This window comes from Corynebacterium maris DSM 45190, assembly GCF_000442645.1.
GTDB lineage: Bacteria > Actinomycetota > Actinomycetes > Mycobacteriales > Mycobacteriaceae > Corynebacterium > Corynebacterium maris.
Map to the genome: position 1 here is coordinate 1617529 of NC_021915.1, position 16811 is coordinate 1634339.

Here is a 16811-nt window from a genome sequence, read left to right on the forward strand (position 1 = left end):
CTTAACCCCAGCCTGAAGCGGAAAGCAAAAACCGCACCACCTGTCGGCGGTGCGGTATATGTAGTGGTCCTAGCTGGGTTCGAACCAGCGACCTTTCCGGTGTGAACGGAACGCTCTTCCACTGAGCCATAGGACCGTGCTTGTGCTTAAAACAATCTACCTGACAGTGCTCAAAAATCCCTAATCGGCAGGCCAAGGGGATTCCCGTCGCCACCCAACGGCCCGACCCCTCTGGCAGCGACGCTGAATTACATCCACGTAACTCTCCCGCGTGCCACGGCCGCACTTCTAGCCCTGACCTGGCGATTTGTATTAAAACGCCCAATGCGGATAAAGTCATTTCTCGCACCGCACAAACGGGCACAACGCCCCAGAGTGACAGTGCATGCGGATGTAGCGCAGCTGGTAGCGCATCACCTTGCCAAGGTGAGGGTCGCGAGTTCGAGTCTCGTCATCCGCTCCAAATTCCCTGGTGGAATTTATCCGCGCGATTAGCTCAGCGGTAGAGCACTTCCCCGACACGGAAGGGGTCACTGGTTCAATCCCAGTATCGCGCACAGAGGGTCAAACCTCTACGCGGATGTAGCGCAGCTGGTAGCGCATCACCTTGCCAAGGTGAGGGTCGCGAGTTCGAGTCTCGTCATCCGCTCTGGTAACCTGTAGCTGAGGTTGCCTGAGGTGAAACCTCGACGGTGGGATGGCCGAGTGGTTAGGCAACGGTCTGCAAAACCGTTTACACGGGTTCGATTCCCGTTCTCACCTCAAAGCATCATTGCTTTAAGCGCGATTAGCTCAGCGGTAGAGCACTTCCCCGACACGGAAGGGGTCACTGGTTCAATCCCAGTATCGCGCACAGAGGGTCAAACCTCTACGCGGATGTAGCGCAGCTGGTAGCGCATCACCTTGCCAAGGTGAGGGTCGCGAGTTCGAGTCTCGTCATCCGCTCCACATAACCGCCAGGTAACCCCTGGCGGTTTTTGCGTTGCGTACTCTCATGTTCATGAGCCCCCTACCCGATTCTTTCCCCGACGCCCTCGACGTCGATTCCCTGCTCGGCCCCACCCAGCCGGCCCGTCACCCGGAGCTGCGGGCGATCGCAATCTCCACCATCAACGGCTCCGCGACCGTATCCGGAACGTCGGCGGCGATGGGCAACCCCACCGACGCCGCACTGCTGCAACGAGTCCGGGGGTGGGCGGACGCCATTCTGGTCGGAGCGCAGACGGCGCGATCGGAAGACTACGGGCCCGCCTATCTCAGCGACGGACTCCGCGCGAACAGGCTCTTGGAGGGACTGCCGGCCCTCCCTCGGATGGCCGTGATCTCCCGATCCTTGAATTTCCCGCCCGCGCTGCGCGCCCTGCATGAATTCGACCCCGATTTCCCGCCGTTGGTGCTCACCCCACAACACTCCCTCGATGACGAAAGCCTCGCCGGCCGGCGCGCAGAACTCACCGCCGCCGGGGTGGAACTGGTCGGCACCGGCAGCGGTTCCGCCACTGACATGGTCAATGCGCTGCACGCCCGGGGTCTGTCCCGCATCGCGTGTGAGGGCGGACCCGGCATCTACGCGATGATGTGGGAGGCCGAGCTCATCGACGTCTTGCACCTGACCCTGGAACCGAGGGTGGCGGCGCCCGTCGAAAAGCCGTTGTTCGCCGTCCGACCCGACGGCGGTGGCTTCGCCCATCCCCTGCGCCTGGAAGACGCGCAGGCGACGGCCGACAGCCGACTTTTTCTCCGCTACCGGCGCCTGCACCAAGACGTTTCCTAGGGTGTGGCTGCTGGAACGCCGGCGGCGCCTCGACTAGCGTGAGGGCGTGTCTGTCGCCGTCTCTGCCGCCCCGCCTCCCCTGCTTCCCCCTGGGGCGCGGGCCAACGTCCTCGCCCGCGCGGCCCTCTGGCCGATCGCGGTGCTGCTGGTGGTGCACCGCGTGTTCTTTTTGGCCGCCAACGGTTCGCCCACCGACGATTTCACCACGGTGTATTCCGCCGTCCGCAGGTTTTTGACCGGGGTGCCGGTCTACAACGAGAACTACGCGACGGTGGACCCGCACTACCTGTACAACCCCGGAGCCACGCTGCTGCTCGCCCCGATGGGGATCAGCGCTGACCTGGACGCCTCCCGGGCGGTGTTCATCGTGGTCAACGCGGCCGCCATCGTCATCGCGCTGGCGATCGCCACCCGTTTGGTCGGCCACCGATTGTCCTCGTGGGTGTGGCCCGCGGCCGTGGCGGTCGCGTTCCTCACCGAATCCGTAGTCAACACGTTGGTGTTCTCCAACATCAACGGTGTGCTGCTGTTGGTGTTCACCACCTTTCTGTGGCTGTTTGTGCACGGCCGGCGCTGGTGGGCGGGGCTGATGCTGGGCGTGGCGATCGTCGTCAAGCCCATGTTCGCCCCGGTCTTGCTGTTGCCTGTCCTGCGCCTGGACTGGCGCACCATCGTCGGCGGCGTCGGGGTGCCGGTGATCGCCAACCTCATCGCCTGGCCGCTCGTTCCGCAGGCCAGTGACTACGTGACCCGCGTGATGCCGTACCTCAGCCAGACCCGCGATTACGCCAACGCCTCGCTGGCGGGGCTGGCGGTGTATTTCGACATGCCCGCCGGGTTGGAATGGGCGCTGTGGCTGGTGCTCGGGGTCTGCGTGGCCGTGGCCGTCGTCGGCCTGTGGTTCTGGCGCGACCGCGACCCGGTGTTCTGGGCGCTGACCACCTCCGGGGTGCTGCTGACCGGCGTATTCGTGATGAGCTCACTGGGACAGATGTATTACTCCATGATGTTGTTCCCCATGATCATGACCGCGCTGCGTAAAGTCAGCGTCTTCCACGTCTGGCCCGCGTGGGTGGCGGCTTTCCTGGTGCTGTTTCCGGACGGTTGGTACCGCGAAGACTTCCCGGTGGCCGGTATTTGGGCCAGCCTGTTCGCCGCCACCGCCGGCTGGTCGCTGCTGCTGCTCGTCACCGCCGTGACCGTGGCGGTGTGGACCGTGCCCCTGCTGCGCGAGTGGCGGGGGAATATCGGGCGATCGGATAGTGTTGTGGCCGATGAGTCCCCCGACCGGGGCTTACCCTCGACGCAAAGGACGGTTTCATGAGCGACGATACCCAGCAGACCAACTTCAAGCTGATCGCCGACGACGAATGGCGCCAGCGCCTGAGCCCGGAAGAATACTACGTTCTGCGTCAGGCCGGCACCGAGCCGCCGGGGACCGGTGAATACGAGCACACCACCACCGAGGGCGTCTACTCGTGCCGGGCCTGCGGGGCGGAGATCTTCCGCTCGACCGAGAAGTTCGCCTCCAACTGCGGCTGGCCGTCGTTTCACTCCCCCGCGGGCAACGACGCCGTCATCGAGCGCCGCGACACCTCCCACGGCATGGTCCGCGTAGAGGTGCTCTGCGCGAACTGCGAGTCCCACCTGGGGCACGTCTTTGAGGGCGAGGGCTACCCCACCCCGACGGACCTGCGTTACTGCATCAACTCGCTGTCGATGAAGCTCGAGCCGGCCCAGGCCGAGAACTAAAGCAGCGCTTGCTTCACTCCCCGCGCGCCCAGTCCCGGGCGCTGGCGGGGAGTCTTGCTGTCACTGCCCGTAGAACACTCACCCGGCGAGCGCGGCGTCGGCGACGTCCCGGAAGTGACGCACCGCGCGCCGCGGCGGCCAGATATGCGACGTCATCAACGAGAAAGACACCCGCCGCTGCGGGTCATGCCATCCGATGGCGATGTTGGAGCCGTTGTGGCCGAAGGTGCGTGACCCAGGTGTAGAGCCGAAGAAAGTGCCGGCCGTCCCGCCGAGCTGCACCCCGTTCGCCCACCGGGTGTGCAGACCCGTGCCGCCGTCGACGCCGTCGAAGGTCAGGGACGCCATGTCCCGCACACGCTCCGGTGACAGGTCGGGCAGCACCCGCTCCCCCGCCCACGTGCGGCCGAGGGCGTCGTAGAAGGTCGCCAACACCCGGCTGGAACACCACAACCCGCCGGAGGCGATCTGCGCCCGGCGGATTCGTGCGGAGCGGGCGACCGCGGCGATCTGCCGCCACGGGACGCCAGAGCCGGTCAGCCGCACGCCTCGATCGTCGACGGCGGCGGGCAAGCCTAGAAACGCCTGCCCGGACAGCCCGAGCGGGGCCAGGACACGAGCGTCGAGAAGCTCACCGAGGCCCCGCCCGGTCACCCGCCGGCAGATTTCAGCGAGGATGACGCCATAGCTGAGCACCTCATAATGCGGTCGTGCCCCAGGCGGACGTCGCAGCGGGAGCCTTTCGACGACCCGGACCGCAGCCCGCGGATTCGCCACCGCCGCCAACTCCGCCGGGGCCACGTCCAACCCCGAGCGGTGCTGCAACACGTGCCGGACGGTCACGGCGTGCTTGCCGCGGGCGGAAAACTCCGGCCACACCCACGCGACCGGGGTGTCCAGATCCAAGCGGCCGCGCTCGGCCAGTTGGTGGATCAGGACGCTGATCATCGGTTTGAAGGCGGAAAACGACATGAACAAACCGTCCTTCCCGCCCCGGAACGCAGCGTCTATGTCCACCACGCCGTCGCGGATGACCGTCAGCTGACTGGCTCCGGGGCGGGCGGCGGCGATCTCCGCTGCGTCCGGCATTGCGGCTGCGTTACGGCAGCGCGTTGATGGCCTCGGCCACGTCATCGACGCGGCGGCCGGAGACGAACGGGGTCTCCTCCCGCACGTGCAGGCGGGCCTCGGTGTAGCGCATGGTGTGCATCAGGTCGACGATGCGGCCCAGCTCCGGGCCTTCGAAGGCCAGCATCCACTCGTAGTCGCCGAGGGCGAAGGCGGGGATGGTGTTGGCGCGCACGTCGGCGAAGTCCTTCGCGGCCTGGCCGTGCTGGCGCAGGATGCGGGAGCGCTCGGTGCCTTCCAGCAGGTACCACTCGTAGGAGCGGTTGAAGGGGTAGACCGTGATCCACCGTTCCGCTTCCTCGCCCATGATGAAGGACGGCAGGTGGCGCTTATTGAACTCGGCCGGGCGGTGCACGCCGTTGCCGATCCACCAGGTCTCCAGCGACTGGCCGAGCGTGGTGCGGCGGAAGCGCTGGTAGGCGTCCTGGATCTCATCGAAGTTCTCTGCGTGCCACCAGATCATGAAGTCGGCGTCGGCGCGGATGGCGGAGACGTCGTACAGCCCGCGGACGGTGACCTTGCCTTCCTCTGCGAGTGCCGCGAAGAAGTCGCGGGCCTCGGCGGTCAGGGCGTCGCGCTCAGAGCCCAGCGCTCCGGGGATGGCGCGGAAGACGGCGAACTGGCTATAACGCTGAACACGGTTCAGCGCGACGTAGTCGAGCTCGTCCGCGGTTTTTTCGGTGTTGTCTGCCATGGGTGAGATCCTTTCATCGAACATCGGAAGGGGGCTTCCGACCACAGTACTACTCAATCATAAGTTGGATACACACTCAGGTGGGCACTCGCCCATGCGGCGAGTCTCCACCGAGTGCCCCACCGGGGTCGATAGCGTGAACCCTGTGACGAACTCCGATACCAATCCGACGACTTCGCTCGCGGCCAAGGCGGCGGAAAAGGCCGAGCGCGAATCAGCCGACTCGCCTTCCACACCGCCCGTGTTCACCGCCGCCGTGGAGTCCATGCACGCCGCCCAGCTGCGTCCGGAGCTCACCCTCGGCACCATCCGCCCGCCCCAGCGACTGGCGCCGTTCTCACACGCCGTCGGCATCGAGGTCGGCGGCGCCCAACCAGACGACATCGTCTTGCCCGACTCGGAGGGCGACGCCTTCGGCCGTCTCATCCTGTTGCACGACCCGGCGGCCGAGGAGGCCTGGGAGGGGGAAATGCGGCTGGTGGCCTACATCCAGGCCGACATGGACGACGTCGTCGCCGCCGACCCCCTGCTGCCGGAGGTGGCGTGGCAGTGGCTGACCGAAGGGCTCGGCCACGCCGACGCCGGTTACACCAACCTGGGCGGCACCGTCACCGCCACCGCCTCCGTCCGCTTCGGCGATTTGAGCGGACCGCCGCGCGCCCATCAACTGGAAATGCGCGCCTCCTGGACCGCCGAGACCCCCGACCTGACCGCCCACGTCGAAGCTTTCGGACAGGTGCTGGCCAACGTCGCCGGACTCCCGCCCGCCGGCGTCACCTCGTTGAAGGGCTGAAGGCGGTGACCACTGACCTCACCTGGCCCCGCGAGGGGCTGCCTGAACTGGTGGACACGCCGGCGGGCTTCGCACGCGCCGCCGCGGCGCTGGCCGCAGGCATCGGCCCCGTCGCCATCGACACCGAACGCGCCTCCGGATTCCGCTACGACGACCGCGCCTTCGTCCTCCAACTGCGCCGCAAGGGCACCGGCACTTTACTCATCGACCCGGAAGGCCACCGAGACGACGTCACGGCCGCGTTCGCGGGGGTGCTCAATGCCGCGGACTGGGTGCTGCACGCCGCCGCCTCCGACCTGCCGTCGCTGGCCATGCTGGGCTTCCACCCCGCCCGACTCTTCGACACGGAGCTGGCGGGGCGCCTGGCCGGGCTGGAGCACGTTAATCTCGCCGCCATGATCGAACATTTCTTCGACTTCCGCCTGGCCAAAGGCCACGGCGCCGAGGACTGGTCGCAGCGCCCCCTCCCGGAGAAGTGGCTCGCCTACGCGGCCCTCGACGTCGAATTGCTGCTGGATCTCGCCGAGGCCATGACCGAACTTCTCGACGGCCAAGGCAAGCTGGAGTTCGCCGAGCAGGAATTTGACCACCTCGTCGACGCCCACAGCCTCGCCCCCGAACCGACGACGTGGCGCGACGTCAAAGGCGTGGGGACGCTGCGACGTCCCGAACAACTCAACGTGGCCCGTCATCTGTGGCGGGCCCGCGAGGACATCGCCGTGGCCGAAGACCGGGCGGTGTCGAAGATCTTGCCGAACAAGGTCCTCGTCGAGATCGCCCGCACCCTGCCGACCGACCGCCGCGACTTGAGTTCCGTCCGCGGCTTCCCCGCCCGCCGAAACTCCGCCACCAGGTTCTGGTTCACCGAGCTCACCCACGCCCGCCACGTTGCGCGGGATCACTGGCCGGCGCCGCTTCCCCGCCGGGAGTCAGTGCCGTCCAAACCACTGTGGCAGCGGGAGTTCCCCGATTCCTGGGCCACCTACGAGACGGTCCGGGAGCAGATCGGCGAGCTGTCGGAGGCCACCGGGATCCCTACCGAGAACCTGCTGCGCCCCGCCATCGTGCGCGAGGCCGTCTGGGCGGGCCGGGAAACCGGGGAGATCATCTCCCCCACCCAGCTGGGTGAGTGGCTGCGCTCCCGCGACGCCCGGCCGTGGCAGATCCAGCTGGTCGGGCCCCTTCTCACCGACGCGCTCGCCTCCTAAGCGCCCCCTCATCCGCACGCGTTGCCGGAAGGGCGTCAGTCCCGGTCGAAGATATTCTCCATCCAGCCCATGACCGAGGCGGTCGCGCCTTCGGCGTCGAGCCCCACCTCCGCCAACAGCTCGGAGCGCGAGGCGTGCTTCGGGAAGACGTCCGGGAACGCCAGGTGGCGGATCGGGGTGTCGATCTCGGCGGCGTTCATCGCCTCGGAGATCAAGGAGCCCACCCCACCCCGGATGACGCCGTCTTCGACGGTGACCACCAGGTCGTGGTCGTCGGCCAGCGCCAGCACGGAGCCGGGCACCGGCGCCACCCACCGGGGGTCGACGACGGTGACGTCGACGTGTTCTTCCGCGAGCGACTCGGCCACGGCCAGGGCGACGTCTGCGAGCGCACCGACCGAGACGATGAGCACGCTGACCGCGTCGGGGTCCTCGTCGCCGGCGTCGGAGTAACGCAGAATGTCGACGCCGTCGTTGAGCCGGGACACGGCCTCCACGTCCGCGGGCAACTCACCCTTGGGGAAACGCACGGCGGTCGGGCCGTCGTCGACGGTGATGGCTTCCTGGAACTGCTCGCGCAGCCGGGCGCCGTCCCGGGGCGCGGCGATCCGGATCCCCGGCACGATCGAGGCGATCGCCAAGTCCCAGACCCCGTTGTGGCTGGCGCCGTCGGAGCCCGTCACGCCCGCTCGGTCGAGCACGAGCGTCACCGGCAGCTTCAGCAGGCCGACGTCCATGAGCAACTGGTCGAAACCGCGGTTAAGGAACGTCGAGTACAGGGCGACGACCGGGTGCATCCCGCCGAGCGCCAGTCCGGCGGCGGAGGTTAAGGCGTGTGCCTCGGCGATGCCGACGTCGAAGAAGCGGTCCGGGAACTCGTCGGCGAAAGGCTGCAGCCCCGTCGGCCCGGCCATGGCGGCGGTGATCGCCACGATGTCGTCGCGGTCACGGCCGGCCTGGATCAGCTCCTCGGAAAAGGCCGACGTCCACTTCGGTCCGGGGGCATTGCCGGACGGGAGCCCGGTGACCGGGTCGATGATTCCCGTGGCGTGCATCTGGTCTTTCACGTCGTTGACCGCCGGGGCGAACCCGTGGCCCTTCTCCGTGACCACATGCACGATGATCGGCCCGTCGTAGCCCTTCGCGTACTCGAGATCGTGCAGCAGGTGGTCCAGGTCATGGCCGTTGACGGGGCCGACGTACTTGAGACCGAGGTCGGAGAACATCTCGGTGGGCACGAGCTGGGATTTCACGCCCTCCTTGAAGGCGGCGAGCGCCTCATAGGTGCGCTCCCCGACCCAGCCCATCTGCTTGAGCCGCTTCTTGCCCTCTTCCATGAGCTCGTCGTAACCGTGGCGGGTGCGGATCGCCGAGAGGTTGTCCGCGATGCCGCCGATCGTCGGCGAGTAACTGCGGCCGTTGTCGTTGATGACCACGACGACGTTGCGGTCCCCGGAGGCGATGTTGTTCAGAGCTTCCCAACACATGCCGCCGGTCAGTGCGCCGTCGCCGACGACGGCGACGACGTTGCGCTCCCCGTCCCCGGTGAGCTCCTTCGCCTTCGCCAAGCCGTCCGCGTACGACAGCGCGGCGGAGGCGTGGGACGATTCCGTCCAGTCGTGCTCGGACTCCGCCCGGTCGGTGTACCCGGACAGCCCGCCTTTCTTACGCAGGGTGTCGAACTGGTGGGAGCGGCCGGTGAGCATCTTGTGCACGTAGGACTGGTGTGAGGTGTCGAAGATGATCGGCTCCTGCGGGGAATCGAACACCCGGTGCAGCGCGATGCTCAACTCCACCACGCCCAGGTTAGGGCCGAGGTGGCCGCCGGTGGCGGACACTTTCTCGACCAGCAACGCGCGCACTTCCGCCGCCAGATCGTTGAGCATGTCGGCGGGGAGTGCCTTCAGATCCGCGGGAGAGGCTATTCCACTGAGAATTCCCATGAGAGGCCTTCCGTTTTCATCTCCTCAGGCGACCGGCCGTTGATGAGACCAGTCGCGGTTAACTGCTTACCGTACCGTCACCTAGTCTGACTGCGGGAATTCCGGAGTCAGTTCCGCGATCACTTCGAAGTGGTGGGTGCCGGGGAAGGCGTTGATCACGGCCAGCCGGTCAATCGCGTAACCGGCCCGCAGCCACGCCTTGGCGTCGCGGGTGAAGGTCGCCGGATCGCAGCCGACGTGGATGACGCGGGCGGGCTTGTCCTGCGCGGTCAGCTCCACCACCTTGTCGCCGGCGCCGGTCCGCGGCGGATCCAACAGCACGACGTCCGCGGCCGGCAAGTTGCCCACCGCGTTGTCCACGCGCTTGTTCACGCGCTCGACGTCGTAGTCGGCCAGGCCCTCTTGTTCCCGGCCGCTGGCCGCCTTCGAGTAATCCACGGAGAAGATCTGTGCCTTGTCGCCGAGGGCGTCGCCCAAGGCGGGGACGAACAGGCCGACGCCGCCGTAGAGGTCCCAGGCGACCGGTTTCTTGGCGTCCGTCTCCAGGTCGGCGAGCCACCGGCGCACCAGCGAGGTGTAGGCGTCCGGGGCCTGTGCGTGCGCCTGCCAGAACGCGGTGGGCGGGAAGGAGAATTCGACGCCGTCGGCGTGCTCGGTGACGGTGCCGCCGCCTTCGACGACCTCGGTGAACTTCTCCACCCGCGACCCGCGGCGGGCCTTGCGGGTTTCCACGATGTGGCGCTTGCCTTCCCCATCGCGCGCCACGATGATCTCGGAGCCGGGGGTGAAGGTGCGGGCCCCGGGTCCGACGACGCCGTCGAGCAGGCCTTCGGCGACCTGGGTGCAGGCGACGTCGGTGACCAGGTCGTGCGACCTGAGCTTCCGGGTTCCGGCCCGACCCTGCTCGTCGACGCCGAGGCGCACGCGGGTGCGCCAGCCGCGATGCGGGGTCAGGTCGATGAGTTCCGGGGTGGGCAGCGTCTCGGCGTCGACGACGCGGCTGAGCTGTCCGAGGAGCACGTCGGTTTTCAGCTCGAGTTCCTTGCTCGGGTCGATGTCACCGAAGTCGCAACAGCCGGCGCCCTGGGCGGCGGCCGGGCAGCGCTGCTGCCCGCGGTAGTCGCCGGCCTGCTCCACGCTGTGCACGTGGGCCCGGGCGAAACGCTTTTTGACCTCGGTGACCTCGGCCGTCACGGTGTCGCCGGGGTAGGCGCCCCGGATGAAGACCACGCGTCCGTCGGCGTCACGGGCGATGGCTTCACCGCCGTGCGCCATCCGGGTGGCGGTCAGGGTGCGGGTGTCACCGGTGTTCACGGCGGGGGTGGTCTCGCTCACGAGCGGGGCTCCGTTTCTTGGGGAAGGTGGTGCTGTGCGTCGTCCGGGTCGTCGGGGGCTTCTCCTGCGCAGCGGCGTCGTCGGCGAAGCGGTGGGCTCGGCGGGCCATCGGGAGGATGTGCGGGGCGGAGAGCGCATTGGTCGCATCAGCGTCGTAAAAACTATTGTGCACGAGCAGTGGCGAAATGCACGCATGCCCCGCCCACAGAGACGAGGCGGCCGGTTATTTGTTCTCCGGCGGGGTCTGCTGGTTGAGGTTGCGCAGCGCCTGGGCCGCCTCCCGGACGGCGTCACTTTCCTGCGCGGTCTGCGCGGCCTGCTGGTTGGCCTGGTTCTGCTGGGCGCGCTGTTCCATGGCCTTTTGCACCTGCTCCACGAGCTGGGCGGGCATGACCACGGGCAGGGAGTTTCCGGCCAGGATCGGGTCGGCCCCGCGGTAGACGAAGGTGCGGGCCGCGATGTCGCGGGCGATGTCGGCGGCGGCGTCGGCCTTGTCCTGCGGCGCGGCAACGGTCAGGCGCAGCATCCAGCGGGGCCCGTCGACGCCGATGATGCGCATGACGTTGTTGTTGGCGGCGGCCACGACCTCGCGGCCCCAGGGGCCGGGTTCGAAGCCGGCGTCGCTGCCTTCGCGGCGCATGCCGTCGAGGATGTCCTGCGACGCGGTCTCCCACTGGCCGCCCTGGGTGGGCGCGGCGAAGGCCACCGGGGTGATCCGGCCGGAGGTGGTGACCAGATGCAGCATCTTGGGCCCCTTCTCCCCCATTTCCACCTGCACCTGCGCCCCCTGCGGGATGGCCAGCTTCATGGATCCCAGGTCGAGGACGCCGCTGGCGAAATCGGAGAAGTCGAAGTCGTCGATGTTGACGTTGTCGCCGTCGAAGGGGCCGGTCGCGCCGTTGACGGCGTCGTGCTCGATGCTCGCCGCCGGACCGCCCTGGGCCGCCGCCTGATCCGCCGCGGTGTCTTCGACGGCCGCCGGGGCGTCTGCGACCGGCTGCTCAGTGGGTTCCGGCGTCGGGGCGGCGGGCTCCTGGTCGTTTCGTTTCTTCTTGCCGAATGGCCACAGTGCCATGGTGGGGTCCCTTCCTCACGGTGATTGGCGGGTGTGCTCGGGTCAGTCCTCGCCGTGACGAGACGAGGCTGCGGGCGAGTCCGCGTTGTTCTCGGTGTCGCCCACTGTATCCGCTATCGGGTACCCGTCGACCCGTGTCCGGCGTCGCCGCGGACGGTCTCGTCGAGTTCGTCGACCTCGACGAAATCGACCAATTCCACCCGCTGGACGAGCAGCTGGGCGATGCGCGTGCCGCGAGTGATGCTCAGCGGGGCGTCGGGGTCGAGGTTGATCAGGTTGACCTTGATCTCGCCGCGGTAACCGGAGTCGACGGTGCCGGGCGCGTTGACGATGCTCAGCCCGTTGCGCGCGGCCAACCCGGAGCGGGGGTGGACCAGGCCGACCGTTCCCGTGGGCAGGGCCACGGCCACGCCGGTGCCGACGAGCTGGCGCTGCCCCGGGGCCAGCTCGACGTCTTCTGCGCTGTAGAGGTCGACGCCGGCGTCATCGGCGTGCGCGCGACGCGGCAGGGGAAGATCAGGGTCGAGACGGCGCAGGGGCACGGGGCCGACGGGGGCGGTGGGATCGAAAGGTGTCGCATTCACGCTTCACACAGTACGCAACGCCTGCCCCGGAGCTTTTCGACGGGCGCGGGAGTCTCATTTCTGCCTGGCCTGAGGTCGACTAGACTAAAGTGCCGTGACTGAAACTGGCAGGCCGGAGGACATGAATACCGCAGCGACCCCGCAAGAAACGCAGGTGATCTACCAGGAGCGCCAATGGGTGCCGTGGTACTGGTGGCTGCTGGCGGCGGCGCTGGTGGCCCTGATCGCCGTGCAGCTGGCCCATAACCGTAACTTCTGGTGGGGGCTGATCCCCGGCGTCGTGCTGGGCCTGGTGGCCGCCTGGGTGCTGATCAACTGGTCGTCGACCAGGTTGCGCGTGGAGCTCGACGCCGACGGCACCCGGTGGCTGCTCGCGGAGAAAGCCACCCTGCCGGCCGATGTGGTGTCGCGTTCCTTGGCGGTGCCGAAGTCCGCGAAGAAAAACGCCATGGGCCGTCAGCTGGATCCGGCGGCCTTCATCGTCTCCCACGGCTGGGTGCGCGACATGGTGATGCTGGTGCTCGACGACCCGGCCGACCCCACCCCCTACTGGCTGTTGTCCTGCAAGGATCCGGCGCGCCTGCTGCGGGCCCTGGTGCCGGAACAGGCGGAGGAGGCATTGGTCAACATGCCCGCCAAAGACCGCGCCTGACGACGACGCCGCCCTCATCCTCGCCCGTGAACATCACGCTTCACGGTCAGGGGGGCGGCGTTCGTGCTTTCCCGGGACGGCGGGAGGCTTTAAGCGCAATCCAGGCAAATGATGGAGCCGTCGTCCTCGACGTGGGACTTACGCTTGTTCGACTGGACCAGGAAGCAGCTGGCGCAGGTGAACTCGTTCTCACGGCGGGGAACGACCTCGACGTTGAGCTCTTCGCCGGAGACGTCGACCGACGGCGGCTCGAAAGCCTCGACGATCTCTCCGTCTTCGTCCATGCCGTTGCTGGTCGGCTCAGCGGCCTTCAGCCCCTCCAGGGAGTCGGTTTCCAGTTCGTCTTCTGCGCGGCGTCGCGGCGCGTCGTAATCAGTGGCCATGATCTGTCCTTCGATTCTGGCGATGTGCGGGTAGGGCCGTTCTACCGTGAAATCGGCGTCTCGGCAAGAGTATCGAGCCGCATACTAAACGACGCTTCTTCTTATGTCATCTTCCCTGTTCATCACGGGCGAATCGGAGCGTAGACCCCCAGGTCGCGGAAAAGGTCCCCGAGCTTTTCCGACAGCCCCGGGGCCATCACCACCGCCGGGATTCCCTCCGCCCCCGAAGAGGACGACGGCGGCAAGTCCACCACGGCGCCCGCTTCCTCCGCGATGAGTCCCCCGGCGGCCCAATCCCAGCTGTGGATGCCGTGCTCGTAGTAGGCGTCCAGCCGCCCCTCGGCGACGGCGCACAGGTCCAGGGCGGCGGAGCCCATGCGGCGGATATCGCGCACGTGCGGCAGCACGGCGGTCAACAGCTCAGCCTGCGTCCGCCGCATGTCCGAGTCGTAGGCGAAACCCGTGCCCAGCAGGGCGCGCGCCGGGTCCTCGGCCAGGCTCGCCCGCAGCGTCGTGACCTCTCCGGTGGCGGTGTCCTCGACGGTGGCGCCGCCGTCCCGAACCGCGGAGTAGAGGCGCCCGTCGACCACGTTGATGACGGCCCCGGCCACCACCCGGCCGTCGACCGCCGCCCCGACGGACACCGCGTACTGCGGAACCCCGTAGATGAAGTTGACGGTGCCGTCGATCGGGTCGATGATCCAGGTGACGCCGCTGGCGGACGGTTTGCTGCTGCCCTCCTCCCCACGGATCCCGTCGTCCGGCCGGCGCTGTGCGAGCGTCTCGACGATGGCGTCCTCGGCGAGCGTGTCGACGATCGTGACCGGATCGACGGCGCTGGACTTCGTCTGCGTGAATTCGCGGATGTCGTGGTCCGTGGTCAGCTCAGAGCGTTTGGCACGGATGATGGCGGCGGTGTCGGCGACGAGGCTGACCGCGAGGTCGCGGAGAGCTGCCGGGGTAGTTGCGGCGGAGGAATTCTGTTCTGCACTCATGTGCTCATTGTGCCCTGCGTGCCCGTGTCTCGCTTTGTATACTCAGTGGCTATGTCACACACCTCAGCGGCTTCTTCCGCGACGCAGAACGACACCGCCACCACCGCTTTCGGAGTGGACGTGGGTGGCTCCGGCATCAAAGGCGCGATCGTCGACCTGACCACCGGCGAATTCATCGGCGACCGGATCAAGATCCTGACCCCGCAGCCGGCCACCCCGGACGCCGTGGCCGAGACCATCGCCGAGCTGCTGGACCGCGCCGAATGGGAGGGCCCGGTCGGGATCACGCTGCCGTCGGTGGTCAAAGACCGGGTCGCACTCACCGCCGCCAACATCGATCCGAGCTGGGTGGGCGCCGACACCGGTGAGCTCTTCGACCGGCACCTGCCGGGCCGGGAGGTCACGGTGCTCAACGACGCGGACGCCGCCGGCCTCGCCGAGGTCGCCCACGGCAACCCCGTCGCGGGCGCCGGCAGCGTGATTTTCCTGACTTTCGGCACCGGCATCGGCTCGGCAATGCTGCTGGACGGGCAGCTCTTCCCGAACACGGAACTCGGGCATCTCGTCATCGATGGCCAGGAGGCGGAGTGGACCGCCTCGTCCGCCGTGAAGGAGCGCGAGGAACTGAGCTTCAAGAAGTGGGCGAAGCGCGTGAACGCCGTGCTGACGGAGTACGAGCGTCTGTTTTACCCGGACGCCTTCATCGTCGGTGGCGGGATTTCCCGGGATCACGAGAAATGGGTCCCCCGGCTGGACCTGCGCACCCCGGTGCATGCGGCCCAGCTGCGCAACCGGGCGGGCATCGTGGGCGCCGCGATGGCGGTGTCCCGGCATCTGGCTCCGTAGATTCGCGTGGGCTGAAAGGGAGCCTGGTTCGAACCAACCAGCAGCAATCGCATATAGTGGGTGGTCGATCCAGCACTACGGGTCTCCTCGCGACCGTCGGCCGCGTGCGACCCGAGCATCGATGTTGGGCTAGTGTGGCCGGTACAGTTTCGGCCGGGCTCCTTGAACACTGCTTTCGGAGCCGCCTAGCCCCTACTGTTCATTTAGCACCAAGTTCGGCGAAAGGGCGTACGTGGCAGCCACTGAAGCTTCAGATCAGGCAACGAACGGAGCAGCCGAGGACGTGACCTCGGGGGCTTCGCCTTCCGCAGCCAAGAAGACGGCGAAGAAGACGGCGAAAAAGGCCCCGGCCAGGAAGACGGCGAAAAAGACCGCCAAGAAAACCACCAGGAAGACGGCGAAGAAGACAGCGAAGAAAACCACCCGTAAGTCAGCCGCCAAGAAAACGACCGCGAAGAAGGCGACCACTCCGGCTACGGCCGCAGAGACCGATCCGGATCTCGAGGTGGAGGATCCGGACGCTGAGGTCGAGGAGGACTACAACCCGGGCGCCGACGAGTTCCCCGAAGACGAAGCCGTCGAGGAGGACGAGGAGGAAGAAGAGGGTTCTTCCGTCTGGGACGAGGACGAGTCCGCCGCCCTGCGACAGGCCCGCAAGGACGCGCAGCTGACCGCTTCCGCGGACTCCGTGCGCGCCTACCTCAAGCAGATCGGCAAGGTTGCCTTGCTGAACGCGGAGGAAGAGGTCTCGCTGGCCAAGCGCATCGAGGCCGGCCTCTACGCCCAGCACCGCCTCGACGAGATGAACAAGGCCCTGGAGGGCGGCGACAAGGACGCTAAGCTGGCGCCGTCGCTCAAGCGCGACCTGCGCATGATCGCCCGTGACGGCCGCAAGGCCAAGAACCACCTGCTGGAGGCCAACCTCCGTCTCGTGGTGTCGCTGGCCAAGCGCTACACGGGCCGAGGCATGGCGTTCCTGGACCTGATTCAGGAAGGCAACCTGGGCCTGATCCGCGCGGTGGAGAAGTTCGACTACTCCAAGGGCTACAAGTTCTCGACCTACGCCACCTGGTGGATCCGCCAGGCGATCACCCGCGCAATGGCCGACCAAGCCCGCACCATCCGTATTCCGGTGCACATGGTCGAGGTCATCAACAAGCTCGGACGTATCCAGCGTGAGCTGCTGCAGGACCTGGGTCGCGAACCCACCCCGCAGGAACTGGCGAAGGAAATGGACATCACCGAGGAGAAGGTCCTCGAGATCCAGCAGTACGCGCGCGAGCCGATCTCCCTGGACCAGACCATCGGCGACGAGGGCGACAGCCAGCTCGGCGACTTCATCGAGGACTCGGAGGCCGTCATCGCGGTCGACGCCGTGTCCTTCACCCTCCTGCAGGATCAGCTGCAGGATGTGCTGCACACCCTGTCTGAGCGTGAGGCCGGCGTCGTGCGTCTGCGCTTCGGCCTGACCGACGGCATGCCGCGCACTTTAGACGAGATCGGCCAGGTCTACGGCGTCACGCGCGAGCGCATCCGCCAGATCGAATCGAAGACGATGTCCAAGCTGCGCCACCCGTCGCGCAGCCAGGTTCTGCGCGACTACCTGGACTAAGGCACATCGCCGCGAATAACGCCCCGGCCCGAGGAAA

At 67.3% G+C, this 16811-nt stretch carries 16 protein-coding genes and 7 tRNA genes; 14 read left to right on the forward strand and 9 right to left on the reverse strand.

The annotated features are described in order from the left end of the window. Nucleotides 1-64: 64 nt before the first annotated feature. Nucleotides 65-136: transfer RNA gene (locus tag B841_RS07575), tRNA-Val, on the reverse strand. Nucleotides 137-387: 251 nt separating this feature from the next. Here B841_RS07575 and B841_RS07580 point away from each other — a divergent pair. From B841_RS07580 to msrB, 9 genes are all read left to right on the forward strand, one after another. After that, nucleotides 388-463, forward strand: a tRNA-Gly gene (locus tag B841_RS07580). Between the two features lie 22 nt (nt 464-485). Further along, nucleotides 486-557, forward strand: a tRNA-Val gene (locus tag B841_RS07585). 19 nt (nt 558-576) lie between these two features. Then, nucleotides 577-649: transfer RNA gene (locus B841_RS07590), tRNA-Gly, on the forward strand. 42 nt (nt 650-691) lie between these two features. After that, a tRNA-Cys gene (locus tag B841_RS07595) sits at nt 692-762 on the forward strand. 19 nt (nt 763-781) lie between these two features. Then, a tRNA-Val gene (locus tag B841_RS07600) sits at nt 782-853 on the forward strand. Between the two features lie 19 nt (nt 854-872). Further along, a tRNA-Gly gene (locus tag B841_RS07605) sits at nt 873-948 on the forward strand. Nucleotides 949-1000: 52 nt separating this feature from the next. Then, complete coding sequence (locus B841_RS07610; RefSeq protein WP_052337817.1) at nt 1001-1774, forward strand: pyrimidine reductase family protein; 774 nt, start codon at nt 1001-1003, stop codon at nt 1772-1774. A 46-nt stretch (nt 1775-1820) separates the two neighbouring features. After that, on the forward strand, nt 1821-3098 hold the full coding sequence (locus tag B841_RS07615) for a glycosyltransferase family 87 protein (protein ID WP_020934905.1): 1278 nt from the start codon (nt 1821-1823) through the stop codon (nt 3096-3098). Next, entirely contained in the window at nt 3095-3526 is a 432-nt protein-coding gene (msrB, locus tag B841_RS07620) for a peptide-methionine (R)-S-oxide reductase MsrB (protein ID WP_020934906.1), read from the forward strand. Before B841_RS07615 ends, msrB begins: the two co-directional genes overlap by 4 nt. A gap of 78 nt (nt 3527-3604) precedes the next feature. On the opposite strand, the gene B841_RS13365 is transcribed toward msrB, so the two are convergent. Further along, nucleotides 3605-4615 carry a serine hydrolase domain-containing protein gene (locus B841_RS13365; protein ID WP_020934907.1) on the reverse strand — a complete coding sequence of 337 codons (1011 nt, stop codon included), beginning with the start codon at nt 4613-4615 and terminating at the stop codon, nt 3605-3607. A gap of 10 nt (nt 4616-4625) precedes the next feature. After that, nucleotides 4626-5348: a hydrogen peroxide-dependent heme synthase gene (gene hemQ / locus B841_RS07630; RefSeq protein ID WP_020934908.1), complete on the reverse strand. Its 723-nt coding sequence runs from the start codon at nt 5346-5348 to the stop codon at nt 4626-4628. 136 nt (nt 5349-5484) lie between these two features. Between hemQ and B841_RS07635 the strand changes: the two genes are divergently transcribed. After that, complete coding sequence (locus B841_RS07635; RefSeq protein ID WP_052337818.1) at nt 5485-6141, forward strand: DUF3000 domain-containing protein; 657 nt, start codon at nt 5485-5487, stop codon at nt 6139-6141. A gap of 5 nt (nt 6142-6146) precedes the next feature. Beyond that, nucleotides 6147-7349 (forward strand): HRDC domain-containing protein, encoded by a 1203-nt coding sequence (locus tag B841_RS07640; protein ID WP_020934910.1) that lies wholly within the window; start codon nt 6147-6149, stop codon nt 7347-7349. Between the two features lie 35 nt (nt 7350-7384). On the opposite strand, the gene dxs is transcribed toward B841_RS07640, so the two are convergent. The 4 genes from dxs to dut form a co-directional block, all read right to left on the reverse strand. Then, on the reverse strand, nt 7385-9292 hold the full coding sequence (dxs, locus tag B841_RS07645) for a 1-deoxy-D-xylulose-5-phosphate synthase (protein WP_041631824.1): 1908 nt from the start codon (nt 9290-9292) through the stop codon (nt 7385-7387). A gap of 81 nt (nt 9293-9373) precedes the next feature. Continuing rightward, the gene (locus tag B841_RS07650) at nt 9374-10627 is read right to left on the reverse strand and encodes a class I SAM-dependent RNA methyltransferase (RefSeq protein WP_020934912.1); all 1254 of its coding nucleotides are present in this window, start codon (nt 10625-10627) and stop codon (nt 9374-9376) included. Between the two features lie 223 nt (nt 10628-10850). Further along, on the reverse strand, nt 10851-11702 hold the full coding sequence (locus B841_RS07655; protein WP_020934913.1) for a DUF3710 domain-containing protein: 852 nt from the start codon (nt 11700-11702) through the stop codon (nt 10851-10853). Nucleotides 11703-11815: 113 nt separating this feature from the next. Continuing rightward, the gene (dut, locus tag B841_RS07660) at nt 11816-12286 is read right to left on the reverse strand and encodes a dUTP diphosphatase (protein ID WP_020934914.1); all 471 of its coding nucleotides are present in this window, start codon (nt 12284-12286) and stop codon (nt 11816-11818) included. A 121-nt stretch (nt 12287-12407) separates the two neighbouring features. Between dut and B841_RS07665 the strand changes: the two genes are divergently transcribed. Beyond that, nucleotides 12408-12938: a DUF3093 domain-containing protein gene (locus B841_RS07665; protein ID WP_156844866.1), complete on the forward strand. Its 531-nt coding sequence runs from the start codon at nt 12408-12410 to the stop codon at nt 12936-12938. An 89-nt stretch (nt 12939-13027) separates the two neighbouring features. Here B841_RS07665 and B841_RS07670 read toward each other — a convergent pair whose 3' ends face one another. Both B841_RS07670 and B841_RS07675 read right to left on the reverse strand, forming a co-directional pair. Continuing rightward, the gene (locus B841_RS07670) at nt 13028-13321 is read right to left on the reverse strand and encodes a DUF4193 domain-containing protein (RefSeq protein WP_020934916.1); all 294 of its coding nucleotides are present in this window, start codon (nt 13319-13321) and stop codon (nt 13028-13030) included. 122 nt (nt 13322-13443) lie between these two features. After that, on the reverse strand, nt 13444-14316 hold the full coding sequence (locus tag B841_RS07675; RefSeq protein WP_020934917.1) for an inositol monophosphatase family protein: 873 nt from the start codon (nt 14314-14316) through the stop codon (nt 13444-13446). A 51-nt stretch (nt 14317-14367) separates the two neighbouring features. On the opposite strand from B841_RS07675, the gene ppgK reads away from it, so the two are divergent. Continuing rightward, nucleotides 14368-15162 (forward strand): polyphosphate--glucose phosphotransferase, encoded by a 795-nt coding sequence (gene ppgK, locus B841_RS07680; RefSeq protein ID WP_020934918.1) that lies wholly within the window; start codon nt 14368-14370, stop codon nt 15160-15162. A gap of 232 nt (nt 15163-15394) precedes the next feature. Next, a complete protein-coding gene (locus tag B841_RS07685; RefSeq protein WP_041631826.1) occupies nt 15395-16774 on the forward strand; it encodes an RNA polymerase sigma factor in 1380 nt (459 codons plus the stop codon). Nucleotides 16775-16811 lie beyond the last annotated feature (37 nt).